Raw genomic sequence first — 25,391 nt, 5'->3', positions numbered from 1 at the left:
TTCGCTTGTTAAACGGGATCATTGTCCCAACCAGCCTGAAACATGATTATACAAGTAGGGAGTGAACAGTTTTGCGGACGGGATCAAGTCCCACAAGCGCTTCGTTCTACTCCGACTACCGCAATAATAAAACTAAATAAAAAAAGTTCAACCAGTAAAACCTGGTTAAACTTATATTACGAACAAAGCGCCTTTCTTAATAAATAGAAGGTGTTTTTGTTTTGGTATTGTCGTGAACAGCGACATAAGGAGGAGGAAAAATGATGACTAAAAAGGAAGTGTGTACTGCGTAATTCGCATAATTAAGAAAAAAACCAAGTTTCACTTGGTTGTGATAAGTCTCTTTTATGTTAGCTTGATCTAGGAACTGGCTCAAGATTTTAATTTGTTCTAAAAGCTTTTTGTATTGCTATTACTAGAGAGTGTGTAAACTTTGAAAGATTAAAGATATTCTTGTAAGTAAGAGTTATTCTTCGTCACTCAACATTTTGGTTATACTCGTTTTCTTGATGATAAAGCATGATTAAATTGTCTAACTGAACACTACAATCTAGGGTGTATTTACTATTTAATCCAGTATTTAAAGCAATTTGATATAAATCTGTTTTTAGGCAATTAATACACATTATTAGATTCTTGGCTTCAATTACCATTAGCTTCTATCCTCCATATTTAAAATAGACACAAAAATTATTATGAGAAATTTTAAAATTAATTTAAAGTACTTCGACAAAGAAACAAACAGTACGACAAAATCTTAACAAAGCTATTCCCATCTATAGTGTAAGTATCAAAGGTTAATTTAAAAAATATTATATTAAATACAGTGGGAAAGCCGAAGGCACGTGTATTCTTAGGGGTGAGCTTCTACCGAAAGAAAACGAGAGTATACGTGCCAATTAAAGTCGAAGGAAAGATTCGAAATGAAATTAAAGAAGCTAACGAATCGTAATTGGGGAGTAAGTATGGAATTTCGGATTATGAAGATAAATCATCTCATTCAAGGCTGGGGCAACTATTTTAAAGTGGGAGACATAAAGAAATATGCAGAAAAGATAGATGCCCATACAAGACGCAGATTATGAGCGTGTAGATGTAAAGAGTGGAAGAAACCGAAAACAAGATACAAAAACCTGATTAAACTCGGTGTCTCAAAAGACAAGGCAAAAAGATGCGCCAATTCAAGGAAGAAATATTGGCGCATCTCCAAAAGCCCTCAACTAGATTTTGCCTTAAACAATGAATATTGGCAAAAGTTAGGCTTAAAATCTTTATATAATGTGATTTCATAAACTTTCGAACCGCCGTATACGGATCCGTACGTACGTGGTGTGAGAGGTCGGTGGTGTGAGAGGTCGGCGCCGTGAGGTGCCTCCTACTCGATATTTTCTAACTACTACAGTTTTGTGGTCCGGCCCGTTATGATACCTTTATGGGACCAAATGAATGTTCGGTAAACAAAAAAGTAGGTCATACTTATGGGGTTTTTGGAAAGGAAATCATCAATCCAATCATTGAACTAAATGAAGAAAATGTAATCGAAAGGATACCTAACACACCTGGACTTTACTTTTTGGGATTGCAAACTGAAAATTGCATAGATTTTTTCTATGTTGGAAAGGGTAGACCATTAAAGAACCGCCTCTATCAACATGCTAAGATGTTTGCCGAAAATGAACAGTACCCAGAAGGACATCGCGCGAATGAGTACATACTATCTTGGATACCAGAAAACTTGGTTGTCACTTGGTTCGTATGTGATGCTCCAGAAGAAGAGGAACAATCCATCATTAAAAACTACGGGCGACATTTATTGAACATAAAGTATAATGAGTTACCAAGAAACCCATTGGATGTTAAGCATAAGTATGAGGAACATTATGGAAATCTAGTATATAGAGAAGAAAATAATCCAGTCACTAAACTACCACAACTACCCAAATTAGTACTTAAGATAAATGAAGATGAACAAGCATTTAAGGGACATCTTCTGCGGGGGCAGTATTTAAACGTTTTAATAAATTTTATGATGAGAGCCTAGTTCTTGATGAAGATATGTTAATTGAAAAACAAGTTATCGTACCAATAAATGCTACTTTTTCCTATAGGTTTGAAGGAACAACATTATACCGATTTGTTAAGGAACAACAAAAATCAAAAGGAAGCATCTGATTATGATTGAAATTATAATTGATGATGAAATAATTGAAATAAAAAGCATTCATCGACAGAAAAAGAGTAATAGAAAAGGGCTTGCGTTTTTAGAAACCATCGTCCCTTAGATGAATAATAGTTACATTGCTATCGGAAACGCAGGGGCAAAGAGAAAATCATACCAAAACGTTTTAAAATCGGGAATAAATAGGAAATAACACGATTTTTGAGGGGAATTGAGAGTGGAAATTGTGTATAAGGCAGGATTGTGGATTGGTAGTATAGGGTGCTAGATATTGCACCCTAATACTTATTTTTTATCCATAGATTTCTTTGCTTCAATTAAACTATCTAAGAAGGGATAGTCTTGTCTCATGTTTTGGTAATATTCAAGAATTGCTCTTTCAAATGTAATGGTTGTACTTCCGTCAAGGGATGCAATAGCATCGAATATAGTGAGGGTATCAGTGGTAGCGTAGACAGTACGTCTTACGATTTTAGAGTCCTGATACATTGTTCGTGTCTTTGGGGTTAATGATTCATCGGGGTTAAAAGAAGAACTGATGTTTTGAGGTTTTGAATTTTTGTTGCTTTTACTTCTAGTGTTGCATAGTTTACACACACTCGGAGATTCACTTTTGGGGTAACTTGCAAGATTTCTGTCCTTATACAGATTACAACGGGTGCAATAGAAGAGGTTAAGTTCAATTTCTTGTATCTGATTGGAATCGGAAAACTTGATAGGCTCCTCACCTGGGTTAACTATTTGAAATAGTGATCTGTCGAATACTACTTCTTTTGGAGAAAATTCGTCGAGGGTAAGAACAATTTTTCCATCTAATGTTTCCTGTTTTACATCAGAAAAAGGAAGGATTTGTCCCGGTTGAATTGTTTTTATAGGGAAGTTACGAAGGGTAATTTGATGTAGTGATGCTGCTTTCATTATACAGTCTCCTTTTTAATTAAATTTAAAAGTGATGGGTATCCCTCAATAAAAGGAGTTTGTAAGTGTTTGGTAGTAAATTATTTTTAAATGGCTTCCTTTGGTGAATAGGAAGCCGTTGACATTCTACTCATATCTTTATTGTGAGGCATGTTTTCATCGTTTTTCAAGTAAAATTAACTAGAAAATCATGTAAAAATCAACGACAAGAAAATAAGAAATTGTTATAATAAGGATGTAAGAAACAATCAGTCTTGCGGGTAAGTACAAGAAGAGAAAGCCTACCATAACAGGGGAAGGGCTGCCCATATACAATGCCCCAACGAATTAACGTTGAGTGGTCAGTTTCATAACTTAGACGCGCCAAATGCTTTTTTTGTGCCGATTAAAGCCTACTGATATTTATTAGTAGGCTTTTAACTTTGGTTAAGAAGTTGGTTTGTCAATTTCGGAGCAAATGATAATGTTCATAAATTAACAATGTTGTTGGCCTGTAAAACTGTTGAATTAGCGGAAAAAGTTAGGTACTCCTAAAAATGGAAAAGGCGATGTTAGATGGTTTGGATACATCTTTTATGGTACCTAGGTAATGTTTTTGGTTGAACGATATTCCTGTCGATGTAGTTGAGCGAAGCGAAACAATCTTTTACTGGCGAAGCCAATTTCCCCGTTCAACCTTAGGTTGAACATAAGATCTTTGTATCAGGAAGAAAGTTTACCAGTTTGATGCAGAGGAATATCTTCCGGGTAAACTCCATTTCCGAGTGAGGGCTGGGAGCAGAGTGAGTCCTGTCCTGTCAAAAAAAGAACAGGAAGGAATCGAATATTTCCTCGTTTCAGGAGGTAGCTTCGTTCGTAATACATCTTCTCTAAATAAGAGAGAACAGCCCAGGTCGTGCTTTACCTGCTGGTTTTACACAAAGATGTATCCTGTCTGCTTGCAAAGCACACGGACGGACATATAGCACTTGTTGAGTGGCAATCAACAAGTGCCTCTGGGGATATCCGTTCTACCCTTTAACGGCACACCAATCGCTTCTACTAGACTTGTAGGGAACACATCACCCACTTCCAAACGCAAGTGAAGGTATCCTGCAGCGACGCCGTTTTTTAGTGTTCTCCGGGACCACTGGAAAATCTGATCATGAATCAGTAAAGACATTCCAAGTCTTTATCTCCTATATTTAGTTTTAAAAGAGTGAAATTTAAGTTTTTTAAGAAATGAAAAGGATATTGATGATTCAATGAGGTAGTGGTGTTACTGGGGATACTTTAAGTTTAGAACAAGCAAATCTGTACTTTCAAGTAAAATCATTTACCAATTTTAGGATAGATGAAATTAAAAAGAGAGTACAAAAAAAAGGCAGATGTCCTGAAACACAGCCTTTGATTATATTATATAAAAAATATTTAAAAACGCCAAAAACCATGTACGAAATTGTTTGATAATTTGGGCATGTTATGATATATTTAAAGTTGGTAGAGGTGGAAAAAGTATGCAAATTTGTGCCTTTCCCCACCACTAAAGATATGTATTATAATTTATTCGACTAAACCTATAATACATAAGGTCAAATACGAATGCAATAGTTTCGACAAAAGTGGTAAAAATTTTCACAATTGTTCGGTTCCTGTTCGCCTTCGTGGAATGATTGATTCTTTAGTTAGGATTGCCACTCCGTCAGAGGGAGGATTAGGTTTTACATACGGCTGAATACATTTTCTACTACTCTATTAAACTATTATAGAAAGAGGTAGATTTGTATGCCATACAATGAACAAGGAAATAGAGGGGTAGACCCTAAGCCAGAGAGAGGAAATGACCAAAAAGGTCATAAAGACAAAGGAAATGGTCCGGTTAATCCGCCATCAAGACCAACAACGCCTGCCAAAAACCATGCGATGGTAGATTATGGACAACTCTTTACTCTCTAATTTGAAGTCGGAATTTGGTTTCGTTAAGTTTAGAGACGGAGCCGATACTGATTTGACTAAGGAGGGGTGGTTTCTTTTGGAAATCACTCCCTTCTCCTCTAACCAGGATAATATTCAAGTCGTATCAGATATTATGGAAGGTAAACCAGTAGATGTAAAAGGCGGCACTATTGGTCACTTGAATACTTGCGGTGAAACTGAACACCGAATCTCTAGCAATATTGTAAAGAAGGCTTTAAGGAAAGTTAAGCCCGCAACTTTTTTGGTTGCTGTTTATACTGGACAAACAGAGGTAATGGGTAAATCACCTGTCGCTGTTGTACTCGAACCTGATATTAGTTATGTGAAATTTCCAGACCATCCTCATTTAAATATGGGTTTTTATGATGCAAAGAGGAAGTTTTATTTTCCAGATTCTTTATGTTTAGCAGGAAGAGAACATGATTGGGGACAAGATGAAAAGGATCGACTCCTAGAAGCGTTTTGTCAAATTTCTATTTGGTTATATCGTCATCTTGTTTGGGTTGCTACAAGAGAGTACAAGCCTAAAGGTGAGTGGATTGGACCAGGTGCTGATCCATTACCAGGGTATTGCTATCCAAGACATTTAAATCCTCATGGGGAATGCCACTGTGGGTCGAAAAAAAGGTATAAAGATTGTCACCGATTGCAAGACCTTCAGGAGTTGATAAAGCAGATTGCTTTTTATGAAAATACGCCAATTGAGGAAGTAAGAAAAAGGGCTATGCCATTTGCAACTAACGGATACACATTATGGAGAAATAATGTGGGAATTCCAACTCAAATTCAAAGGGATAAAGTAAAATCAGCATTGCTATAAGAAATATCTATTGAGACAGTCGTAAAAGATTGTCTCTTTTTTTGTTTTAGGGACCTGTTTTTTCTCTAAAAGCGCGCGATAATTAAACTATGTTTCGGACCGAACTAATATTCGGTTAGCGGAACACTCACTAAGTGAGAATACAGATTAAGAGAGGTGGGTATGTGGGGCTTTTTGAAAAGACCTGTTGTCCGGTTTGCAAAAATGAAGCACTGATAATTCCTCGATCAAATCGAAAAAAGTGCTCACAATGCTGGGCGTACTTTGGGGATTTCGTTTCAAAATCATACCAGCACAATAAAAGAGCAAATTTATTAGGGTTACCAGGAACTCTAAAAGCAGAAGAGTTAGAATTACAATTTCATAAATATGAAAAGTCATGTGCATTAACCGGATCAACCAATCTTGTAATAGACCATTTTATTTGTCTTGATACTGGTCATGGTGGAACTTATTTTGGTAATATCGTTTTTTTAGATAGGTCTTTACACGAAAGGAAAGGTAACAAAAACCCATTCGATTGGCTTCGTGATAATACTGAAAGATATTCACTTGATAAAGTATTTAGGCTGATAAATGATTTAGCAACACAAAATGGTCTTTCTATTTCGGAATATGAACAATTTGTTAGATGGTGTTATGAAAATCCGCAAAGAAAGAAAAAAATTATGCATTGTTCATCATTAGAAAAATGGAGAGAATCAATACTGACCGTAGTATAGAAAGGAGAAATCCGATGTTACCAACCATCAAAACTGATATTAAAAACTTAACTTCAAAGTTAGAGGAATTGAAAGAAAGATATTTAGCAAGTGATAAAGAAATAGTGAAAATCAGTCAAAAGGTTAAGTATGTTAGTCATGGCTTAGAGGAAAGAGTCCAGGGAACTATTGTATGGAAGTTTACAAGATGTAACAATCCAGGGTGTATTCCATGTCGTGAAGCAAAGGGAAACACACATGGGCCATATCCTCATATACAGATGAGTAATAATAAAGGGAAAGTTAAAACCAAATACATATCGTTTGAAGCATTCCCTGAGATAGATCGACAATTTGAACTTACACAGAGGATTAGAAAACTAGAAGAAACACTTATTAAAAAGGAGCAGGAAAAACAACAAATAGAACAAATGATAAATGATCTACTATATCGGTTGGATATTTCTTGTGGCTCCTAGAGGAAAACATAGTATCAATTATGAATACTTCTACACGCCGAAGTGTGGCAGAAACCAACTATAAGTAAACATAATTCTGTAAGATTCTATTGCTAATAAAATAAACATAGTAAAAAAAGGAGGTGAGTTCTTTCTATGAAGTTGTATTCGATTGAGCAAAAGAAAAAAGAAAAGGTGGAAGGGTTGGGTGGAAAGTATATTCATTTCCTTAAAAGAGAAGGGAAATCCAAAAATACAATTGAGTCATATTCTAGGTCGGTTCGTAAATATAATGATTGGTTTGAAAAGAAATACGGGAACCAACCGTCAAAGTTGTTTCGTGAAAACTTTAATGAATATAAGGAATATCTTCAAAAGAGAAAATTAAGTCCAAAGACGTTTAATCTTCACCTCACTGGGCTTGCATCATTTAATCAATTTCTAATCAAAGAAAAAGTTCAATCTGAGATAGTGATTACCAAGAAGGATTTTAAGAAAATACAGAAAACAATTGCCTCTCCTTGCCGATTCGAGAAAGATGAGATTATGCGTTTTGTCCAATGTGTCCTTGAGATAGGGAATATGCGAGACTACTGCCTTGTTAATCTCCTCATTTACTCAGGTTTGCGGATCACAGAGGCTTTATCATTAACATTAGATTGCGTGAGGTTAGAAACTAGGGAATTGGTGGTACGGGATGGAAAAGGCAATAAGTCAAGAACTGTGTTGATAGGGGATAAATTAGCCAGAGTTTTAAATGATTACTTGGTTAATATTCGCCCAACCTATAATTTGTGTCAACAAAGTGAGTTTCTTTTTGTAAGTAATAAAAGTCCCCAATTATCAAGAATGTCTGAGAATAAAGCCTTTCGTAAGTATAATAGATTGGCAAGTGTAAGTGATCTCACGCCTCATGATTGTCGTCACTTTTTTGTTACAAATTTGTTAAAGAATGGTTTTGATGTTCATGAAGTTGCGAATATGGCAGGGCATTCCAATGTACAAACAACATTGATATACAGCAACCCATCTAGGAAAAAAATGTTGGAGAAACTGAATAGTCTTTAGTAGAGAAGGTGTAAATCCTTCTCTTTTTTTCTTTAAACTTTTTGCCTTTTATAACATCATCATATGACAATGTAGACAAGAATATGGGATACAATATCATCGACAGGGTGAAATACAAAAAGAAAAACAAAATAAAGATTTGGACGTTTTTAGAAACCAGTGCCCCTTAGATGAATAATAGTTACATTGTTACAGAAAATGGAGGGACAGGGAGAAAATCGTACGAAAACACGGTAAAATCGGAAATAAATAAGGATAATCACGATTTACCGAGAATCACGGAGTTGTGTTATAACTATTTATCAGTTTTGGGGAGAGAAGGAAAGTACGAGAGAATATTCTAAGCAGATATCTTAAGGAAACTCTCTGCATGGTCAAAAAATAAACGTATTACCAACTCATCAACAATACAGAACTTTATTTAATTTGACCAAAACTAAGTTGAAAAAGATACATCGACAAGTAAAAATGACTAAGGTCGATGTTTTGAATTAGAAGGTATCGTGTACTAAACGTGTACCTTTTACGATTTTGTAGTATTAAAGTTGACCAAAGGTGTACCAAACCGGAATCCTTTTTTAGCAAATCCGATGAGGGCTGCTATCTTGTCGATGAGGTAAAAACCGCACTCTTATCTGAACCAATCATTCAAGAAGTTTGATTATTGATAAACCTAATTTACTGAAAAAATACTTATCTAAAGGTGTAGGGTGACAGTAGATTCACTGTCATCCTTATTTATTTTATTGCTTCCTTTAAAACCTGTTGCATTTCAGGAGTTCGCATAAATTTAATCATATTTTCTTTTATTTCGGGTCTCTGCATATTATCAATCATTGCCTGCTGTACCTCGGGATTTTTCATCATATCAACCATTGTATCCTGCATTTCAGGTGAACTCATCACCTCAATCATTGCCTCTTGCATTTCAGGAGTATTCATCATATCTGCAAACATATCAGGTGTGATGCTTCCATCCATCATTTCACCATTATTCATGTTCATCCCACAGCCAACTAGAAACAACACTAGAAATGAAAACAAGATTATAATTTTTTTCATTTTTAGTCTCCTTTTTATTATTTTTATTACCACATTAGTATTACTATTTCCTTATTCAAAAGATAATATTTTAGAATTTCACACATAATAACAGCGTTATCTTATTTAAGGAATGAGGTATTGTTTATGGCCGATTCTATAGAAGAAATATCACCTGAGGATGTTGACAAACTCATCAAGCAGGAGAAGGCTGAGAGTATCATTGATGTGCGTGAACACAATGAGGTTGCCGGAGGACGTATCCCTGGTGCTCGTCATATTCCATTAGGGGAGATATTGTAACGAACCAATGAGATTGAAAAAGAGAAGGAGCATATTATCGTTTGTCGTTCAGGCAATCGCAGTGGACTTGCTAGTGAATGGTTACAAGAACGTGGGTTTAAAATTAAAAATATGACAGGAGGAATGAGTGAATGGAAAGGCGATATAGAAAGATAATAAGACAGTTACAAGGGAGGTTATAATGTGGAAGTTAATGTAAATAGGGTTTTAGATGCTAAAGGATTAGCATGTCCTATGCCGATCGTAAAGACCAAAAAAGAAATCAGTTCTTTAGAACCTGGTCAAGTAATGGAAATACAGGCAACTGATAAAGGATCTACTGCTGATATAAAGGCATGGTCGGAAAGCACTGGTCATCAATATCTGGGGACTATAGAAGAGGGAAATGTATTAAAGCATTATTTACGTAAAGCGAGTGCTGAAGAAGAAAAGAAAGAAACAAAACATCCTCACGTAACATCAATTGATGAATTATCAAAAAAAATTGAAGGTAGTGAGAAAATAACTGTATTAGACGTGCGAGAGCAAGCAGAATATGCGTTTGGACATATTCCAGGTGCTGTTAATATTCCTCTAGGAGTACTTGAAAAAAGGTTTGAAGAATTAGATAAAAACAGTGAAATTCACGTTGTATGTAGGACTGGTAGCCGTAGCGACCTAGCAGCACAACAGTTAACTGAAAAAGGATTTACAAACGTAAAAAATGTAGTATCTGGTATGAAGGAATGGTCTGGAAAAACAGATAAAATACATTAAAAAAGAGAATGGAGATGACAAAATGAAAGTAGCAATTATTGCCTCAAATGGCGGTATGTTTGATGCATATAAGGTCTTTAATGTAGCGACTGCAGCCGCAGCAACAGATGCTGAAGTAGGGATATTTTTTACATTTGAAGGATTAAATCTAATTCATAAGGAAGCACATAAAAATTTGCCGATGCCAGAAGGTAAGGAACATTTTGAAGAAGGTTTTAAAAGGGAAAATGTTCCCTCAATCGAGGAGATGGTAAATATGGCAAAAGAAATGGGTGTAAAGTTAATTGGATGCCAAATGACAATGGACGTCATGAGTTTAGATAAGGATGCTTTTGTCGAAGGGATAGAAGTTGGGGGAGCAGTAACGTTCCTTACTTATGCCAAGGATGCAAATGTAACTTTAGCATTTTAAAGTGAAAGGGGTATATCATGACGGTCAAAAGCATTTCTGTAAAGGAATTAACACGAAAAGTTATAGTAAATGAGGATTTATTTATTTTAGATGTTAGGAACACAGACGATTTTGATGATTGGAAGATTGAAGGGAAAAATGTTGAAATTATAAACAAGCCTTATTTTGATTTAATGGAAAGCATTGATTCCATTATGGAAAAGTTGCCTAAAGGAGATCCAATTTATGTTATATGTGCAAAAGGTGGATCTTCAGAATTTGTAGGAGAACAAATTGTAGAAGCAGGTTATGATAATGTTTATTCTGTTGAAGGTGGCATGAAGGCTTGGAGTGAACATTTAGAGCCAATAAAAATAGGTGAATTAAATAACGGCGGTACTCTTTACCAATTTGTTCGTATTGGGAAAGGTTGTCTCTCCTATCTTATTGAATCGAATGGAGAAGGTGCTCTAATTGACACGAATCGTATGTTAAACCAATATGAAAAATTTATTCATGAGCATAATATCAAGATCACACATGTGTTTGACACACATCTTCACGCAGACCATATTTCAGGTGGAAGACAACTTGCAGAGAAAGTAGGAGCCACTTACTATCTACCTCCAAAAGATGCAGGAGAAGTAAGGTTCCAATATCAATCTATAGAAGATGGTGATGATGTAAAAGTTGGAGATACTACAGTTAAAGCAATCTATTCTCCAGGACATACGATAGGAAGTACATCGTTTATTGTCGATGAACAATATTTAATGACAGGTGATATTTTATTTATAGACTCTATTGGAAGACCTGATCTAGCGGGGAAGGCTGAAGATTGGGTAGGGGACTTGAGAAATACACTTTATAGTCGCTATAAAGAATTAACGGACGATTTAATTGTTCTCCCTGCTCACTATATGGGGATAAATGAAATGAATGAAGACGGTAGTGTGTCTGAAAAACTTGGTGTTCTCTATAAGGAGAATCATGGGTTAAACATTCAGGATGAGGATGAATTTAGAAGGGCAGTAACAGACAATCTCCCACCACAACCAAATTCTTATCAAGAAATTCGTGAAACAAATATGGGTAAAATCTCACCAGAAGAAGAGCAACAGCGTGAAATGGAAATTGGACCTAATCGCTGTGCTATTCGTTAATAGAAAGGGGTTAACAAATGAATATTCAAGCAGATCAAGTTCTTGATGCCAAAGGATCGGCTTGTCCAATGCCTATAGTTAAAACTAAAAAGGCAATTGACGAAATTCAGTCAGGCCAAGTACTTGAAATCCATGCAACAGATAAAGGGGCAAAGAGTGACCTCGCGGCATGGACACAATCAGGTGGGCATGAGTTGATTGAAAGTAAAGAAGAAGACGGTATATTAAAGTTTTGGGTAAGAAAAAAATAGGTAGGGTACTTCACGGTACCCTATTTTAAGTAGGGAGATATTATGGATTTTGGATTAATTGTTACTCTCTTCCTAATTGGATTTATCGGCTCATTTATATCAGGGATGGCTGGTATTGGTGGATCAATCATCAACTATCCAATGCTACTATACATACCACCTATCGTTGGAACTGGTCTTTTTGGTGCCCATGAGGTAACGGGGATTACCGGAGTACAAGTATTATTTGCAACTATAGGTGGTGTTTTAGCATACCGAAAGAGCGGGTTCTTACATGGAACTTTAATTATGTTCATGGGTATAAGTGTACTAATAGGAAGTTTAATTGGTGGTTTCGGTTCAAGAATGATGGGAGAGGCAACAATAAATATTATATATGGCATTTTAGCACTCATTGCAGTTGTACTGATGTTTATACCAACTAAAGGAATAGAGAGTAAGGTAGATGAGATTCATTTTAACAAGTCGTTAGCATCACTGTTAGCATTTATAGTTGGTGTTGCTGCAGGAATTGTTGGTGCCGGTGGGGCATTTCTTCTAGTTCCAATCATGTTGGTAATATTAAAGATACCAACACGAGTAACTATTGCTTCTTCAATGGCAATCACTTTCATTTCGTCAATTGGAGCAACGATAGGGAAGGTTACCACAGGGCAAGTCTTACTTTTCCCTGCTTTAATCATGGTCATTTCTAGTTTAATTGCTGCTCCACTTGGTGCACAGGTGGGTAAAAAAGTAAATACCAAAGTCCTTAAATGGATTTTGGCATTACTGATTGGAGGTACTTCAATTAAGATATGGTCAGACATCCTCTTTTAAGAAACTTTATTGCTTTCAATATATGTCTCTAATGATGGGTGATACTCTTTTTGATAATGACCTTCAGAGCAGTATTTTATAACAAATGAACTTAGTATGCTTGAATTCTTTGCTTCTAAAGTCTTGTTACAGTTAGGGCATTTTTCTTTTAGAAAGAGTTTAAGAAAATTCATTTTATTATCACTCCCAATTCCAATCTCTTTAAAACCTATTTGATTACTATGAATTATAGCACGAATCGTCTTTTTTTTGTATGTAAAAATTCTTGGAAAGGTGTGATGGATATGGCAGGACATCGGTTTAACCCCGATAAAGCAGATAGGTTATTAGATCCAAAACGTAGAGAACTTGTTGCACCTGAACAGGTTATAAAAGAATTAAAAGTGAATCAGGAAAATGTTATTGCAGATTTAGGGGCAGGTAATGGTTTTTTTACCATTCCGTTGGCTAGAGCAACCATTCAACGAGTTTATGCTGTTGATATTGAGGAAAAAATGCTAAATCTCTTGAAAGAGAATGCTACCTCAGAAAACATTGATAATATTCAATATATACTTAGTGACCTAGAGAATATAAGTTTAAATAATGAAGTAGTAGATAAGGTACTTGTTGCTTTTGTAGTACATGAGATTCCGAACTTAAAGAAAGCATTGAGTGAATTTAAAAGAATATTAAAGCAAAACGGAACCCTACTTATTCTTGAATGGGAAGCCATTGAAATGGAAATGGGGCCACCACTACATGAAAGGATTCCTTCAGAAAGAATGAAAGAAATACTAAAAGAAAATAATTTATCACCGTCAATCATTCATTTCAGCGAAGCAGTTTATGGTGCAATTATCAATATATAAGGAGGGAATGTAATGCATTTTGATTACACAGTTGAAACAAATGACGACATTCAAACTGCGATATCTTCATTAGAAGATAATTTAAAGGAAGAGAAGTTTGGTGTCCTATGGGAATTTGATATTAAAGGGAAGTTACAAGAAAAGGGTTTAGACTTTAACCAGGAATATAAGGTCTTAGAAGTCTGTAACCCACATGAAGCCCAGCGGATACTTAGTGAAAATCAAATGGTCGGTTATTTTCTTCCTTGTAAAATCGTTGTTTATGATGATCAAGGTAAAACAAAAATAGGGATGCCAAGACCAACGGCATTAGTAAGTATGGTGGATGATCCTAAGATAAAGGAAGTTGCTGGAGATATTGAGCAACGTCTTATTGATTGCATCGACAAAAGTATAGTATGAATAGAGCAGAAGGAGATGTAAAACAGTTTATATCTCCTTTCGTTGACATTATACTGTGGGGGGTATATAATTTGGATTGTTAGTTGCTCCTGGGACTAAGGAGAGTGAAAGTGTATTGATGAATTTTATTTTAATTTTATTATGTTTGCCTATCTTAATAGGTCTTTATAAGAGATATGTTCCTGTTTTTTGTATGTCCTATTTTGATTTAAGTGATATAAGTAAGTCTAGTGATAAGGTTGTGCTAGATATTAGAGATTACAACGTTGCATATAATCACCAAGTGAATGAAGCAATTAACATTCCAGTTGCTTATTTGAATAGATTTTATAACGAAATTCCTTATCGACCAGTACATCTAATCTGTTCAAATACTCTGGATAAAAACGTTGGAACTCGAATATTACGAAAGAAAGGTTTTAAAGTAGTCAGTTACTCGTTATCTTCTCCAGAAGTATGTAATGAGAGTAACAAGTCAGAGCGAAAAGGTATAGAAAAGATATGTGTGAGTGGACTAGAAATAACTTAATTTAAACACGTTGACAAAATACCTATATGGGTATATAATCAACTTATCGAATCACAAAATTTTTATCTGATATGGGGGTGCTACTATGGAATATGATGTTCAGACAAAGAATCGTTTAAAACGTATTGAAGGTCAAATCAGAGGCATTTTGAGAATGATGGAAGAGGGCAAAGATTGCAAGGACATCATTACCCAATTGTCTGCTAGTAGAACAGCGATTGATCGTACAATTGGTGTTTTAGTGAGTGCCAATTTAATAGAATGTGTTAGGAAAGCAGAAGAAAATGGGGAAAGCAGCGATGAATTAGTAAAAGAGGCTGTTAACATGCTTGTGAAAAGCAGATAATAAAAGGTTGACATCCTTTTTTATTTAGAATATTATATACCCATACAGGTATAAGTAATTTTGAAGACAAAGATTTGAGGAGGATATAAATGAAAGTAGAAAAAGTATTAGACGCGAAAAATTTAGCATGCCCAATGCCGATTGTTAAAACAAAGAAGGCCATAAATGAAATTGAAACAGGTCAAGTCCTAGAAGTTCATACAACAGATAAAGGTGCTAAGAGTGACCTAACTGCTTGGGCAAAATCAACTGGACATGAATTACTTGATTATAAAGAAGAAAATGATGTATTTATCTTCCAAATTAAGAAAGGTTAAATTTTTTTACAAACACATATACCCGTGGTGGTATAAAAATGAGGAGGAATTAGAATGTCAGAGAAAAAGAAAACAACGATTGTTCTATTTAGCGGAGATTATGATAAAGCAATGGCAGCCTATATTATTGCAAATGGAGCGGCGGCTTACGATCATGAGGTAACCATTTTCCATACATTCTGGGGATTAAACGCTCTTAGAAAAGAGGCGCAAGTACCAGTAAAAAAAGGATTCCTAGAAAAAATGTTCGGCAAAATGATGCCTCGTGGTGCTGATAATATGGGGCTTTCTAACATGAACTTTGCAGGAATGGGACCTAAAATGATTAAGCATGTGATGAAAAAGCATAATGCTATGCCGCTTCCACAACTAATAGAAATGGCACAAGAACAAGATGTGAAGTTAATTGCATGTACAATGACAATGGATCTACTTGGATTACAAAAAGAAGAGTTGATTGATGGACTTGATTACGCCGGCGTTGCAGCATACATTGGTGATGCAGAAGAAGGAAATGTAAACTTATTTATCTAGTAGCCTATTAGAACAGGAGGTCATTTCTTGAACATTTTTAGTGTTGATACGCTGATTATTTCTCTAGTTATACTTTTTATTGCCCTACGTTTTATGCCTGTAAAGGGGGTAAAACAGATCAATACAACTCAATTAAAAGGGCTATTGAAAGAGAAGGGACTTCAATTTGTTGATGTACGTACTCAAGGAGAATTTGGTCGTTACCATATCCCAGGGTTTAAAAATATCCCGCTACATCAACTTTCGCAAAAGGCAAGTACCTTGAAAAAGGATAAAGAAGTTGTAGTTATTTGCCAAAGTGGAATGAGAAGTAAGAAAGCAAGTAAATTATTAAAGAAACAAGGATTTAAACAAATAACAAATGTAAAAGGTGGCGTAAGCACCTGGAAAGGCTAGGAGGTTAATAGAATGAGAGAATTTACAACAACACAAGTTGAAAATTTACTTGGTGAGGAATTGAATTTAATTGATGTTCGTGAAGTTGAAGAGGTAGCACAAGGGAAAATTCCTGGAGCAATAAACATTCCACTAGGCTTATTGGAATTTCGTATGCATGAACTAGATAAAACAAAAGAATATATTATGGTGTGTCGTTCAGGTGGAAGAAGTGCACAAGCATCAAAATTTCTCGAAAGTCATGGTTTCAATGTGATTAACATGACTGGTGGAATGCTTGCATGGGAAGGGCCAATCGAATAAATTTTTAGATCAATATATACCCCGGTGGGTAATTAAAACTAGGAGGTTGTTTTAACATGGAAATGATAAAAACGGATGTTGTTTTAGATGCAAAGGGATTAGCGTGTCCAATGCCGATTGTAAAGACAAAAAAAGCAATGAATAACCTAGAGGCTGGGCAAGTCTTAGAAGTGCAGGCAACAGATAAAGGATCTAAGGCAGACCTTAAAGCATGGTCAGAAAGTTCAGGGCATCAGTATTTAGGAACACTCGAAGAAGGCGATGTATTAAAGCATTACCTTCGTAAAGCAAGTGGAGAAGAAAATTTAGAAAAGAAGCATCCTCATGTCGTTAGCAACGATCAGTTAGAGCAAAAACTTTTATCCAATGAAGATTTGATAGTGCTAGATGTAAGAGAACATGCGGAATACGTATTTAGTCACATCCCAAAGGCAAAATCAATTCCTCTTGGTGAGTTGGAGAATCGGTTAAACGAATTAAATCCTGAGACACCAATTTATATCGTATGTAGAACTGGTAATCGTAGTGATTTAGCAGCACAAAAACTAGCCGGCCAAGGATTTAAACAAGTCATAAATGTTGTACCAGGTATGAGCGGATGGGAAGGTCAAACTGAAAAAGCAGTGGATTAGGAGTTTATGAAGGAGGAGAAGATGAAATGAAAAACAACGTAACAGTTTATACGACTTCAACTTGTCCTTATTGTGATATGATGAAAAATTTCTTGAAGGATAAGGATATTCCTTTTCATGAAGTTAACGTACAGAAAGACCCTGTGGCTGCAAATAAATTAGTTGCAACAACTGGTCAGATGGGAGTCCCACAAACGGAAGTAAACGGTAAATGGGTGTTGGGATTTGATCCTGATACACTTATGAGTTTATTGAAATAATTTAAAAAGAATTGGAGGAATTTTAGATGGCAAATAAGGTAGCAATTATTGCGAGTAATGGTGGGTTGTTTGATGCATACAAAGTATTTAATATTGCGACGGCTGCAGCAGCAACAGATCAAGAGGTAGCCATTTTCTTTACCTTTGAAGGGTTAAATCTCATTCATAAGGAAGGATACAAACAACTTCCAATGCAAGAAGGAAAAGAACATTTTGTAGAAGGTTTTACAAAAGCAAATGTTCCTTCTATCCCAGAATTAGTGGATATGGCAAAAGAAATGGGTGTAACGTTCATTGGATGCCAGATGACAATGGATGTTATGGGATTAGAAAAAGATGCTTTTATAGATGGTATTGAGGTCGGTGGAGCCGTGACGTTCCTTGAGTTTGCAAAAGATGCTGATGTAACTTTAACATTCTAATTAACTACTAATGGATTATCTTATATTTTTTTAACTTAAATTATACTATAGGGGGTATTTAAGGTGAGTTTAAGAGAAATGACTTCACAAGAAGTAACACAGAAAGTGATTAATCAAGAGGAATTATTTATTTTAGATGTCAGAAATGAAGATGCTTTTAGTGATTGGAAAATTGAAGGGGCAAACTTTGATTATCTAAATGTACCTTATTTCGATTTATTAGATGGTGTGGAGGGAATTTTAGATCAACTTCCATCAGACAAAGAAATTTTAGTTGTTTGTGCTAAAGAAGGTTCATCTGTCATGGTTGCTGACATGCTTTCTGATGAGGGGTTAAATGTTGCTTATCTAAAAGGTGGTATGAAAGCATGGAGCGAACATTTAGAGCCTATTAAAGTAGGGGATTTAAAAGACGGTGGAGAGATTTATCAATTTGTTCGTATTGGTAAAGGTTGTTTATCTTATATGGTCGTTTCAAATGGTGAGGCTGCCATTATCGATGCAACAAGAATGACTGATGTCTATACGGAGTTTGCTGAAAAGATTGGTGCAACGATTACACATGTATTTGATACACATTTACATGCAGACCACATTTCAGGTGGTAGAGCAATAGCCGAAAAAACCAATGCAACATACTGGTTACCACCAAAGGACGCAACAGAAGTTACATTTGAGTATCAACCGTTAGAAAGTGGTACGATTGTAACCATCGGTAACACAACGATCAATATTCATGCTTTATATTCTCCAGGTCATACGATTGGTTCTACGTCTTTTGTTGTCGATGAAAAGTTCTTACTTTCAGGTGATATTTTATTCATTGATTCTATTGGTAGACCAGACTTAGCAGGCATGGCAGAAGATTGGGTAGCCGATTTACGAGAAAGTCTTTACACACGTTACAGAGAATTATCTGAGGAACTAATTGTTCTTCCAGCCCACTTTATGATTATTGACGAATTAAATGAAGACGGTAGTGTTTCTGCAAAATTAGGTAATCTATTTGCACAAAACCATGGGTTAAACATTGAAGACGAAAACGAGTTTAGAAAATTAGTAACGGAAAATTTACCGCCGCAACCAAATGCTTACCAAGAAATCCGTGAAACAAACATGGGGAAAATCAGTCCAGATGATGAGAAACAACGTGAGATGGAAATTGGTCCAAACCGTTGTGCTGTTCGATAAATCAAATATAAATTAGGAGGAATTTTAAGATGAACGTAGCAAAAGTATTAGATGCAAAAGGATTAGCATGTCCAATGCCAATTGTAAAAACAAAAAAGGCAATCAATGAATTAGAAGCGGGAGAGGTCTTAGAAATTCATGCGACAGATAAAGGAGCAAAAAGTGATCTTGCAGCATGGGCAAAGTCAGGTGGTCATGAGTTACTAAAAGATTCAGAAGATGATGGTGTACTAAAGTTCTGGATTAAAAAAGGCTAAAAAATAATGAAGGGGACCAATACGGTTCCCTTTTATAGTATAGGAGGCAAAACGAAATGGATTTACTATTTATCTTAACGATCTTTCTGATAGGGTTCATTGGTTCATATATATCCGGTATGGTTGGTATAGGAGGATCAATCATAAAATATCCAATGTTACTCTATATCCCTCCATTATTTGGATTAGCAGCGTTTAGTGCACATGAAGTGTCAGGAATCAGTGCGGTACAAGTGTTTTTTGCAACGCTTGGTGGGGTATGGGCTTACCGTAAAGGTGGCTATTTAAATAAGATACTTATCACCTTTATGGGAGTAAGTATTTTAATTGGTAGTTTTATAGGAAGTTATGGTTCGCGGATGATGTCTGGAGAAATCATAAACCTTGTTTATGGTATTTTAGCATTGCTTGCAGCGATTATGATGTTCCTACCTAAAAAAGGAAGAGAGGATATACCACCTGATCAAGTTACATTCAATAAATGGTTGGCAGCATTATTTGCCTTTATTGTAGGTATAGGTGCAGGTATCGTTGGGGCGGCAGGGGCCTTTCTATTGGTACCAATTATGTTAGTTATTTTAAAGTTACCAACACGTGTGACGATTGCATCCTCTTTAGCCATTACGTTCATTTCGTCAATAGGGGCTACAGTTGGAAAAATATCAACTGGGCAGGTAGAATTTCTGCCAGCATTTATCATGGTTATAGCGAGTTTAATTGCTTCTCCATTGGGAGCAAAAATGGGGCAGAAAGTAAATACAAAACTTTTACAATGGATATTAGCACTGTTAATTTTGGGTACCTCAATTAAGATTTGGTTAGATATCCTTCTATAAATATGTATGATTAAGGGTTGTAAAGAGCGAAAACGAAACATGCTCTTTGCAACTTTTTTGTATTTATAGAAGTATTTTATATTTGGAAAAAAAGGGGATGATATAAAGGTACTATTAAAGAAGGGGTGAGGAAATGCACTTGGTATATAATTCAATGTTTCCTATTGCGGCATATAAATGGGGAGATTGGAGGAATTGGAATCTATATTTTTCAAAAATTTTATCCTTTATTGTAGGTGATTTACTACATAACTTTCGACACTCCAATTGAGGTTCTAAAATAGTACCAGAGTGTTTATTATAGACAAATACTACTCCGCCGATAATGGAGCAAAGGATTTTGATTTACTGATTCTATGGGCTAATAGGTAAATAATCATGTAAATAAAAAAAGAGTAAATTAAGTTCCACTTAACTATGACATAATAGTCAAGCAAAAGAAAAATGGGTTCCCCTACAAATGTACATACCCCTCCATAAAAAACTGATTTTAAAAAAGGATTGATATGTGGCTTAACCTGAATGAGCATCGCAGCAAAGATAGGTAAAGCAGAAAAATCCCATGTAATGTAAGAGGGAATAGTTGGATATACATCTCCAGTATAATACCATAAACCTAGCGGTACTCCCCTTTTCACGGTATATGAAAAATACAGACCTGGGAATGATAATTAGAATTACAGACAGCCACCAATCCCAATGGAAAAGGGTGTGTTCCTGCCAAATATTAAAAAGTTCATCGTTCTTGTCATGAACTTCTTGATATAATTCACCAATTTTTTTTTGCCTTTTCTTCCTTTTCCATAAGAAACTCCTTCTATTTAACTGCTATAAGTTTGCAGAATGATTAAGATTGTATGCATTTAATCGTAAGAGAATTATTTTATGAACATGGTTAAAAATAGGTACCGTATGTAAAAAGATTAACTAGGAGGAAGTCAAGTGGCAAAAGTTTTAGCAGTTTTATCAAGTGGTTACAAAGATGAACAAAATTCTTATGAAACAGGTTGGTGGGGTGAAGAACTATTTGCTCCACTAGAAGCCTTAGAAAAAGCAGGACACCAAGTAGATCTTGCTTCTCCATTAGGTGGAAAACCAACTGTTGATCAGGCGAGTTTTTTACCGGAATATGATCCTGAAGGGACTTATAAGGCGTTATATGAATCAGGACGTGCAGATGATACACAAGAACTTTCTAATGTAAATCCGAATGAATATAATGTTGTATTGATTGTTGGCGGGCATGGAGCCATGTATGACCTGGCCAAAGATGAGCATTTACATCGTATTATCAATACCGTTTATGATAATGGAGGAATTATTGCTGCAGAGTGCCATGGTCCAGCACCACTAATTTGGACACTCCGCCCAGATGGCAAAAGTATTATTGCGGGTAAGAAAGTTACGGGTTACCCAGATGAAATTGAGCCAGAAGGGCTATTAGATATTTTACCATTTAGCCTAGAGCAAGAAATGAAAAAAATATCCAATTATGATAAAGGTGATTTAAACCAAAAAGCCTATGCTGTCTGGGCTGATGCTCAAATTGTAACAAGTCGTGATCCATTCTCTTCTGAATTGATGGGGGAAGAGTTAGTTATAGCCCTTGAAAAATAAAAAAACATCGACAGCAACACTGTAGGAGACAGATAAGAATATTTTTAGAATGCACCATTTTTGGAAGTTATTTTCTATTTAAGAACAAGGAGAGGGCATCTCCTCAAATAAGAAAGTTGAGTATAGAGAAAATGCACCTCTTGAAATGGAATTGTACATTCAAGCAGGAAGTATTCCATCTTCTATGATTGGATAAAAGAATAAATGTTACCAAAAGCCATCCTAGAGTGTACAATCAGTACTAATAGGGTGGTTTTTCTTATTTTTTTGTTTTTCCAATCATTATTTGAAGCTACTACAAACGCGCAAACAAAAGGATCAAACGATGCTGGATGTTTTAACTGACTGCAGGTGCTAAATTTGCTCAAATTGTTTAATTTCAGTTCCTTGATCAGTTGTTATGTACCCTTTTGTAACAAGAGTATCAATTGCTACATCATCATAAACATAAGTACCATCAGACCGTTTGTTTCATACATACGCTTTGTAAATGAGTACATTATATTGTTCCTCCTAGCATAAGCATTGCGACTGTTTCCTCTAACTGTTTGATTCGCTCTGATTCATTTAAAGGTCTAGGAACATATTCATAATAGACCCCTTTTACTGATTTGTATTTCTTGACTGCGTCCATCCCTTCAATAATTTCTTTTACGGGTTCTGTTTCTACAAAAACACCTTCTGTTTCCAATTCCTCTTTTGTTTTCTTTAATCCGTGGACTTCATCAAAAGGTAAATGATGAGTCCAATCGAAAGGTGTATTTTTTATGTATTAATCTATATAAAACGCAAAAAGCTATTACCCATCGTTCGGGTAATAGCCCTGAAGGAGAAAGAAAGTTTGTAATAAGTCACTTTTCCAAGGCGACTAACTACTATGAATATTGAAGATGATATTCCTTAGTAATGTATTCAGAACAGCTATAAATGAAATGGACAATTGCTTATTTTAAGGATAATTAAGCTATAGCATTAGGAAAGCAAGGGAAGAAGCTTATAGACCCATGCTTTCCAGTAAACGTCAAGGATGCACTTTGGGTGGGAAAACTGCATCTTGAAAAGTGTTTGCTAAAGTTTTGCTTTTTATTATTCAGTTACGTCGCATTTTTTATTCACTACTCTCTAATAATGGATAGAATTCCTTATATCAGCACTTTTGGATATACCTAACATCCTAGAAAAATAAAGAATAAAAATTTAGACATGCGTATAATGTTGTAATTTGGAAATAATAAATAAATGAAAATATTATAGGTAGGAGTTAAAATTGATTATTCTAATCAGTACAGTACTAATTTTAAATTTAATTGTTGTTTTTATGCCTAAACGTCTTTCAGCAATAGAGTTACTTACTACTACGTTATTTGCTATGTACTTACAATTGATGACTGATGTGTTTTTGAGCTTAAAGTATAATCTTTATGGATACTTTGATAAAGGAGTGGATTGGGCTACACTAATTTATATGTTTGGTATTTATCCTGCTATAAATGTGCTTTTTTTGAATTATTACCCATATAAAAATAAAATAATTAAAAGTGCTTTGTATATATTGGTCTGGTCAATATTTGCAATGGTATACGAAACAATTTTTCTTTGGAGTGGTACTTTCTATATCGAAGGATGGAAACGAGTATAATCATTAATTTTATATCCAATTCTATATATTATCTTAATGATTTTTCATAGATTAACCCAATATATGAGAAATAAAAGTTAAATTATGAATCACCTTAGTCGGCATTATAAGTAAATATGCCATTTGGTAGAGTATTTAACTTTGCAGATAATGAAAAAAATTACTTCGCTGTAATGGAAAAAAAGTAATATAAATCAAGGGAAATTAATCTATTCTGTTATTCAAAAGCTGCCATTTAGGCAGCTATCTTATTGTATTAACGGGTGCTTTAAATAAATAAGTGGGAAAGAAAGTCAACTAACTAAGTTGGCTTTTTTATTGCGTATCCGGGAATTTATGTGTATTAGTGTATAACAATGTGTATTGATAAATAAAGGTATGTGTTGGACAATATCACCATATCATTTGAAGGTGTTAGTATTGGTAACATCCAGTCACAATATCTCCTTAGAAGAAGGTGTATATGATGAATTCGTCAAGTATGCAGCTAAGAAAAGGATTAAAATATCAACATGGATCAACATCAAAATGAAAGAATTCATTGAAGAAGAAAAGATGATTGAGGAATACCGAGAGAAAAAGAAGCGCTCATAATTTTGAGTCATTTTCCAAATGAATGTATAATCAATTGTGGAACAGGGAAGGTAATATAAACGTACCTAATAAAGGATGAGCTTGATATGAGTTTGGATGATGACATTGAGAGAGTAAAAAAAACGCACCAACGAATTACTAAAAAGGAACGAAAAGGTAGTACAAATAGATTTAGAAATTCGTAGAGAAATAGAAGAACTACTTGTTAGAAACCACCAATTAGAAGAAAAGTTGAAAGATATAAGAAAAAGGAAGAATTTTTGACGTGAAAGATCATTATGTTTTAAGAATCCTAAGATTGACCTGTATCGGAATTCAAACTAGTACATCCAATTGGGTGTTTTTTTGGCTAATTTTTATGTCGCAATATTATTTATAAATCACTAAAATGAGTTATAAATCTTTATATATCAACACTTTTGGATATATCAGACCTTAGGGAATTATGTAACAGTGTGTATTAATATCTATTGATAAATAAATGTATTATAAGGAAAATATTACCATGTTATTTAGAGGTGGTAGTATTAGCAACATACATCCGGACATAATATCTCCTTAGAAGAAGGAGTATATGATGAATTCGCCAAGTATGCAACTTAGAAGGGAATCAAAATTTCAACATGGATCAATATCAAGATGAAGGAATTCATTGAAGAAAAGATGATTGAATAATACAGGGAAGAAATAGATTTGAGTGCTTTTTTTGATAAGAGAGGGGAATGTTAGATGTATAAGCAGATTTAAAACAATTTTAAGTACCATTCACCTAAAAATCAAGAGACAGTTTCAAAAAAGGGTTTCGTAACGTGTGAAGACATCTGACAACACTTTAGACACATTATAGCTGTGAGAAATCATTAGCTTTGACTAAGTTTGAAGAAGGAATGATGTGGGCAAATGCAGCTATTGATCGAAATTAATTTATGTCGCATTTTTATTTTGAGCATAAAAAAGCTATTACCTACCGTTCGAGTAATAGCCATGAAGGAGAAAAAAGTTTGTAATAAGTCACTTTTCCAAGGTGACTAACCATGATGAATATTGAAGATGATATTCCTTAGTAATGTATTAAGAACAGCTATAAATGAAATGGACAAATGTTTATTTAGGAATAATTAAGATATAGCATTAGGAAAGCAAGGGAAGAAGCTTATAAACCCATGCTTTCCATGTAAACGTCAAGGATGTAATTTGGGTGGGAAAACTGCATCTTGAAAAGTTTTTACTAAAGTAATTTTTTTATTCAGTTATGACGCATTTTTTATTTACTAATCTCTAAAAATGTCAGAGGAAGATGCATTATGATAATGAATCCCCCAAGTTTGCAGTAAAAAAGGGAATCAAAAATTTCAAAATAGATCAACACAAGATGAAGGAATTCATTGAAGAGTACAGAGAGAAAAAGAGACGCTCTGAATAAGAGGCCACTGAAAAAGTC

General features: G+C 34.9%; 35 protein-coding genes and 3 pseudogenes. 32 read left to right on the top strand and 6 right to left on the bottom strand.

All coding sequences use genetic code 11. The features are described from left to right. Window positions 1–476: 476 nt before the first annotated feature. Window positions 477–626 (bottom strand): Spo0E family sporulation regulatory protein-aspartic acid phosphatase, encoded by a 150-nt coding sequence (locus COD11_RS28050; protein WP_369689294.1) that lies wholly within the window; start codon window positions 624–626, stop codon window positions 477–479. A gap of 297 nt (window positions 627–923) precedes the next feature. Here COD11_RS28050 and COD11_RS27715 point away from each other — a divergent pair, with 297 nt between their 5' ends. Next, on the top strand, window positions 924–1,085 hold the full coding sequence (locus COD11_RS27715; RefSeq protein WP_255301665.1) for a group II intron maturase-specific domain-containing protein: 162 nt from the start codon (window positions 924–926) through the stop codon (window positions 1,083–1,085). 347 nt (window positions 1,086–1,432) lie between these two features. Next, on the top strand, window positions 1,433–2,041 hold the full coding sequence (locus COD11_RS21150) for a hypothetical protein (protein WP_098798895.1): 609 nt from the start codon (window positions 1,433–1,435) through the stop codon (window positions 2,039–2,041). 423 nt (window positions 2,042–2,464) lie between these two features. On the opposite strand, the gene COD11_RS21145 is transcribed toward COD11_RS21150, so the two are convergent. Then, window positions 2,465–3,097 carry a hypothetical protein gene (locus COD11_RS21145; RefSeq protein WP_098798894.1) on the bottom strand — a complete coding sequence of 211 codons (633 nt, stop codon included), beginning with the start codon at window positions 3,095–3,097 and terminating at the stop codon, window positions 2,465–2,467. Window positions 3,098–4,861: 1,764 nt separating this feature from the next. Between COD11_RS21145 and COD11_RS27085 the strand changes: the two genes are divergently transcribed. The 5 genes from COD11_RS27085 to COD11_RS21120 all read left to right on the top strand — a co-directional run bounded on the left by COD11_RS27085 (window position 4,862) and on the right by COD11_RS21120 (window position 8,100). Next, a complete protein-coding gene (locus tag COD11_RS27085) occupies window positions 4,862–5,032 on the top strand; it encodes a hypothetical protein (protein WP_176551185.1) in 171 nt (56 codons plus the stop codon). 76 nt (window positions 5,033–5,108) lie between these two features. Next, window positions 5,109–5,873: a hypothetical protein gene (locus COD11_RS21135; RefSeq protein ID WP_098798892.1), complete on the top strand. Its 765-nt coding sequence runs from the start codon at window positions 5,109–5,111 to the stop codon at window positions 5,871–5,873. A gap of 164 nt (window positions 5,874–6,037) precedes the next feature. Beyond that, a complete protein-coding gene (locus COD11_RS21130) occupies window positions 6,038–6,595 on the top strand; it encodes a hypothetical protein (protein WP_098798891.1) in 558 nt (185 codons plus the stop codon). A gap of 14 nt (window positions 6,596–6,609) precedes the next feature. Further along, window positions 6,610–7,053 carry a DUF6788 family protein gene (locus COD11_RS21125; protein ID WP_098798890.1) on the top strand — a complete coding sequence of 148 codons (444 nt, stop codon included), beginning with the start codon at window positions 6,610–6,612 and terminating at the stop codon, window positions 7,051–7,053. 135 nt (window positions 7,054–7,188) lie between these two features. Then, window positions 7,189–8,100, top strand: a complete 912-nt coding sequence (locus COD11_RS21120; RefSeq protein ID WP_098798889.1) for a tyrosine-type recombinase/integrase — start codon at window positions 7,189–7,191, stop codon at window positions 8,098–8,100. Between the two features lie 738 nt (window positions 8,101–8,838). On the opposite strand, the gene COD11_RS21115 is transcribed toward COD11_RS21120, so the two are convergent. Next, the gene (locus COD11_RS21115; RefSeq protein WP_098798888.1) at window positions 8,839–9,162 is read right to left on the bottom strand and encodes a hypothetical protein; all 324 of its coding nucleotides are present in this window, start codon (window positions 9,160–9,162) and stop codon (window positions 8,839–8,841) included. A 126-nt stretch (window positions 9,163–9,288) separates the two neighbouring features. Here COD11_RS21115 and COD11_RS21110 point away from each other — a divergent pair. From COD11_RS21110 to COD11_RS21085, 6 genes and pseudogenes are all read left to right on the top strand, one after another. Next, window positions 9,289–9,600, top strand: a pseudogene (locus tag COD11_RS21110) (rhodanese-like domain-containing protein). Between the two features lie 27 nt (window positions 9,601–9,627). After that, window positions 9,628–10,200 carry a sulfurtransferase TusA family protein gene (locus COD11_RS21105; protein WP_098798887.1) on the top strand — a complete coding sequence of 191 codons (573 nt, stop codon included), beginning with the start codon at window positions 9,628–9,630 and terminating at the stop codon, window positions 10,198–10,200. A gap of 22 nt (window positions 10,201–10,222) precedes the next feature. Further along, the gene (locus COD11_RS21100) at window positions 10,223–10,612 is read left to right on the top strand and encodes a DsrE/DsrF/DrsH-like family protein (RefSeq protein WP_098798886.1); all 390 of its coding nucleotides are present in this window, start codon (window positions 10,223–10,225) and stop codon (window positions 10,610–10,612) included. 17 nt (window positions 10,613–10,629) lie between these two features. Continuing rightward, entirely contained in the window at window positions 10,630–11,754 is a 1,125-nt protein-coding gene (locus COD11_RS21095) for an MBL fold metallo-hydrolase (protein ID WP_098798885.1), read from the top strand. A gap of 17 nt (window positions 11,755–11,771) precedes the next feature. Next, window positions 11,772–12,005, top strand: coding sequence for a sulfurtransferase TusA family protein (locus tag COD11_RS21090; RefSeq protein ID WP_098798884.1), 234 nt, complete (start codon window positions 11,772–11,774; stop codon window positions 12,003–12,005). A 42-nt stretch (window positions 12,006–12,047) separates the two neighbouring features. Beyond that, on the top strand, window positions 12,048–12,824 hold the full coding sequence (locus COD11_RS21085; protein ID WP_098798883.1) for a sulfite exporter TauE/SafE family protein: 777 nt from the start codon (window positions 12,048–12,050) through the stop codon (window positions 12,822–12,824). Here COD11_RS21085 and COD11_RS27080 read toward each other — a convergent pair. Next, the gene (locus COD11_RS27080; RefSeq protein WP_176551184.1) at window positions 12,821–12,997 is read right to left on the bottom strand and encodes a hypothetical protein; all 177 of its coding nucleotides are present in this window, start codon (window positions 12,995–12,997) and stop codon (window positions 12,821–12,823) included. The genes COD11_RS21085 and COD11_RS27080 overlap by 4 nt on opposite strands. A 111-nt stretch (window positions 12,998–13,108) precedes the next feature. Between COD11_RS27080 and COD11_RS21075 the strand changes: the two genes are divergently transcribed. The 14 genes from COD11_RS21075 to COD11_RS21010 all read left to right on the top strand — a co-directional run bounded on the left by COD11_RS21075 (window position 13,109) and on the right by COD11_RS21010 (window position 20,100). Continuing rightward, the gene (locus COD11_RS21075) at window positions 13,109–13,675 is read left to right on the top strand and encodes a class I SAM-dependent methyltransferase (protein WP_098798881.1); all 567 of its coding nucleotides are present in this window, start codon (window positions 13,109–13,111) and stop codon (window positions 13,673–13,675) included. A gap of 12 nt (window positions 13,676–13,687) precedes the next feature. Then, window positions 13,688–14,077, top strand: a complete 390-nt coding sequence (locus COD11_RS21070) for a DUF302 domain-containing protein (protein WP_098798880.1) — start codon at window positions 13,688–13,690, stop codon at window positions 14,075–14,077. A gap of 76 nt (window positions 14,078–14,153) precedes the next feature. Next, on the top strand, window positions 14,154–14,606 hold the full coding sequence (locus COD11_RS21065; RefSeq protein WP_098798879.1) for a rhodanese-like domain-containing protein: 453 nt from the start codon (window positions 14,154–14,156) through the stop codon (window positions 14,604–14,606). 85 nt (window positions 14,607–14,691) lie between these two features. Continuing rightward, window positions 14,692–14,952: a metal-sensitive transcriptional regulator gene (locus COD11_RS21060; protein WP_098798878.1), complete on the top strand. Its 261-nt coding sequence runs from the start codon at window positions 14,692–14,694 to the stop codon at window positions 14,950–14,952. 89 nt (window positions 14,953–15,041) lie between these two features. Continuing rightward, window positions 15,042–15,269, top strand: a complete 228-nt coding sequence (locus COD11_RS21055; RefSeq protein WP_098798877.1) for a sulfurtransferase TusA family protein — start codon at window positions 15,042–15,044, stop codon at window positions 15,267–15,269. 54 nt (window positions 15,270–15,323) lie between these two features. Continuing rightward, entirely contained in the window at window positions 15,324–15,803 is a 480-nt protein-coding gene (locus COD11_RS21050; protein ID WP_098798876.1) for a DsrE/DsrF/DrsH-like family protein, read from the top strand. A 93-nt stretch (window positions 15,804–15,896) separates the two neighbouring features. After that, on the top strand, window positions 15,897–16,199 hold the full coding sequence (locus COD11_RS21045; protein WP_176551187.1) for a rhodanese-like domain-containing protein: 303 nt from the start codon (window positions 15,897–15,899) through the stop codon (window positions 16,197–16,199). A 12-nt stretch (window positions 16,200–16,211) separates the two neighbouring features. After that, complete coding sequence (locus COD11_RS21040) at window positions 16,212–16,502, top strand: rhodanese-like domain-containing protein (protein ID WP_098798875.1); 291 nt, start codon at window positions 16,212–16,214, stop codon at window positions 16,500–16,502. A gap of 56 nt (window positions 16,503–16,558) precedes the next feature. Then, entirely contained in the window at window positions 16,559–17,134 is a 576-nt protein-coding gene (locus COD11_RS21035) for a sulfurtransferase TusA family protein (protein WP_098798874.1), read from the top strand. Between the two features lie 26 nt (window positions 17,135–17,160). Then, entirely contained in the window at window positions 17,161–17,394 is a 234-nt protein-coding gene (locus tag COD11_RS21030) for a glutaredoxin family protein (protein ID WP_098798873.1), read from the top strand. A 26-nt stretch (window positions 17,395–17,420) separates the two neighbouring features. Beyond that, a complete protein-coding gene (locus tag COD11_RS21025; RefSeq protein ID WP_098798872.1) occupies window positions 17,421–17,816 on the top strand; it encodes a DsrE/DsrF/DrsH-like family protein in 396 nt (131 codons plus the stop codon). A gap of 78 nt (window positions 17,817–17,894) precedes the next feature. Further along, entirely contained in the window at window positions 17,895–19,007 is a 1,113-nt protein-coding gene (locus COD11_RS21020; protein WP_176551186.1) for an MBL fold metallo-hydrolase, read from the top strand. Between the two features lie 29 nt (window positions 19,008–19,036). Further along, a complete protein-coding gene (locus COD11_RS21015; protein ID WP_098798870.1) occupies window positions 19,037–19,264 on the top strand; it encodes a sulfurtransferase TusA family protein in 228 nt (75 codons plus the stop codon). A 56-nt stretch (window positions 19,265–19,320) separates the two neighbouring features. Continuing rightward, window positions 19,321–20,100, top strand: coding sequence for a sulfite exporter TauE/SafE family protein (locus tag COD11_RS21010; RefSeq protein ID WP_098798869.1), 780 nt, complete (start codon window positions 19,321–19,323; stop codon window positions 20,098–20,100). A 311-nt stretch (window positions 20,101–20,411) separates the two neighbouring features. Here COD11_RS21010 and COD11_RS28045 read toward each other — a convergent pair whose 3' ends face one another. Beyond that, window positions 20,412–20,738, bottom strand: a complete 327-nt coding sequence (locus tag COD11_RS28045) for a CBO0543 family protein (RefSeq protein ID WP_369689292.1) — start codon at window positions 20,736–20,738, stop codon at window positions 20,412–20,414. Window positions 20,739–21,042: 304 nt separating this feature from the next. On the opposite strand from COD11_RS28045, the gene COD11_RS21005 reads away from it, so the two are divergent. Then, a complete protein-coding gene (locus COD11_RS21005; protein ID WP_098798868.1) occupies window positions 21,043–21,717 on the top strand; it encodes a type 1 glutamine amidotransferase domain-containing protein in 675 nt (224 codons plus the stop codon). 499 nt (window positions 21,718–22,216) lie between these two features. Here COD11_RS21005 and COD11_RS21000 read toward each other — a convergent pair whose 3' ends face one another. Next, on the bottom strand, window positions 22,217–22,408 hold the full coding sequence (locus COD11_RS21000) for a hypothetical protein (protein WP_098798867.1): 192 nt from the start codon (window positions 22,406–22,408) through the stop codon (window positions 22,217–22,219). 576 nt (window positions 22,409–22,984) lie between these two features. Between COD11_RS21000 and COD11_RS20995 the strand changes: the two genes are divergently transcribed. The 4 genes and pseudogenes from COD11_RS20995 to COD11_RS28250 form a co-directional block, all read left to right on the top strand. After that, a complete protein-coding gene (locus COD11_RS20995; protein ID WP_098798866.1) occupies window positions 22,985–23,356 on the top strand; it encodes a CBO0543 family protein in 372 nt (123 codons plus the stop codon). Window positions 23,357–23,466: 110 nt separating this feature from the next. After that, window positions 23,467–23,544 (top strand): annotated as a pseudogene (locus tag COD11_RS20990) (VOC family protein); the annotation flags it as partial. A 232-nt stretch (window positions 23,545–23,776) separates the two neighbouring features. After that, window positions 23,777–23,950 carry a hypothetical protein gene (locus COD11_RS20985; RefSeq protein ID WP_218012749.1) on the top strand — a complete coding sequence of 58 codons (174 nt, stop codon included), beginning with the start codon at window positions 23,777–23,779 and terminating at the stop codon, window positions 23,948–23,950. 851 nt (window positions 23,951–24,801) lie between these two features. Then, a pseudogene (locus COD11_RS28250) lies at window positions 24,802–24,873 on the top strand (Acb2/Tad1 domain-containing protein); the annotation flags it as partial. Between the last annotated feature and the right edge of the window lie 518 nt (window positions 24,874–25,391).

The sequence above is a fragment of the Bacillus sp. AFS040349 genome (genome assembly GCF_002577655.1).
GTDB lineage: Bacteria > Bacillota > Bacilli > Bacillales > Bacillaceae > Metabacillus.
Note: the sequence above shows the minus strand (reverse complement) of the source record. Positions and strands in the feature narration are given on the sequence as shown.